1 protein-coding gene is annotated in these 1580 nt (G+C 66.3%); it reads left to right on the forward strand.

The features are described from left to right. Window positions 1-1280: ammonium transporter (locus tag LL06_RS25510; RefSeq protein ID WP_035533738.1), on the forward strand; the 1280-nt coding region annotated here is incomplete at its 5' end. Window positions 1281-1580 lie beyond the last annotated feature (300 nt).

The following is a 1580-nucleotide window of genomic DNA, read 5'->3' on the forward strand; positions in this document are numbered from 1 at the left end:
CCTTCGCCCAGGACGCCGCGGCCCCCGCAGCCGAAGCCGCAGCCGCCGCGCCGGAATTCGCCACGGCCGCGGAAACGGCCTTCATCTTCAACACGCTCCTGTTCCTCATCGGCGGTTTCCTGGTGATGTGGATGGCGGCCGGCTTCGCCATGCTTGAGGCGGGCCTGGTGCGCTCGAAGAACGTCTCCATGCAGTGCCTGAAGAACATCGCGCTCTACGCGACCGCCGGGGTGATGTTCTGGATCATCGGCTATTCGCTGATGTACACCAATGTCAACGGCGGCTATTTCGGCACGCCGGTGCCCTATAGCTGGCCCGCGGCCGGCACCGCCAACGAGGGCGACTATTCGGTGGCGTCCGACTGGTTCTTCCAGATGGTGTTCTGCGCCACCACGGCGTCGATCGTCTCGGGCACGCTGGCCGAGCGCATCAAGCTCTGGCCGTTCCTGATCTTCACCGTCCTGCTCACCGGCGTCCTCTATCCGATCACCGGCTCCTGGCAGTGGGGCGGCGGCTGGCTCAGCGAGGCGGGCTTCTCCGACTTCGCCGGCTCGACGCTGGTTCACTCGGTCGGCGGCTGGGCGGCGCTCGCCGGCGCGCTGCTGCTCGGCGCCCGCAAGGGCAAGTACGCCGCCGACGGCAAGGTGATCCCGATGCCCGGCTCCTCGATGCCGCTCGCGACGCTCGGCACCTTCATCCTGTGGCTCGGCTGGTTCGGCTTCAACGGCGCCTCGCAGCTTGCGATGGGCTCGAACGGCGACGTCTCCGACATCTCCCGCATCTTCGCCAACACCAACCTCGCCGCCTGCGGCGGCGTGATCGCGGCGATGATCCTGACCCAGGTGCTCTACAAGAAGGTCGACGTCACCATGGCCTTGAACGGTGCGCTGGCGGGCCTGGTCTCGATCACCGCCGAGCCGCTGATGCCCTCGCCGCTGACGGCGATCCTCATCGGCGCCATCGGCGGCGTCATCGTCGTCTTCGCCGTGCCGATGCTTGACAAGTTCAAGATCGACGACGTCGTCGGCGCCATCCCGGTGCATCTCCTGGCGGGCATCTGGGGCACGCTGATCGTGCCGTTCTCCAATCCGGAGATGTCCTACGGGACGCAGATCCTCGGCATCGTCTCGATCGGCGTGTTCACCTTCGTGCTCTCGGGCGTGATCTGGTTCATCCTCAAGTCGACGGTGGGCATCCGCGCCTCCGAGGAGCAGGAGATGATGGGCATGGACATGGCCGAAGTCGGCGTCGAAGCCTATCCGGAGTTCACCAAGGCCTGACCTGGTTCGACAATCCCGTCGGGATGGATTTCCATCCCTGCCTGGGGGTCCGGTTCTGCCGGGCCCCATTTTTTTGGCCAGCCGCCGGCGGCGGTCAGGCCGGCGTGGTCCGGCATTGCCGAAATAAACGGCACCCCCCTCCGCACATATGCACAAAAAACAGCCTGCCTGCTTGCCTCCGGGGCTGGCTGCCCGCGGTTTTGGCGGGTTTTGCCCGGCAAAGTCGCTTGGCACGGCACTTGATAGGGAGAGATCAGGCGGGCGTCCGGCGGGTTGCGGGGCACCTGTCATGAGGGGCGG

Origin of the sequence: Hoeflea sp. BAL378, from assembly GCF_000759435.1 — a bacterium.
GTDB lineage: Bacteria > Pseudomonadota > Alphaproteobacteria > Rhizobiales > Rhizobiaceae > Hoeflea.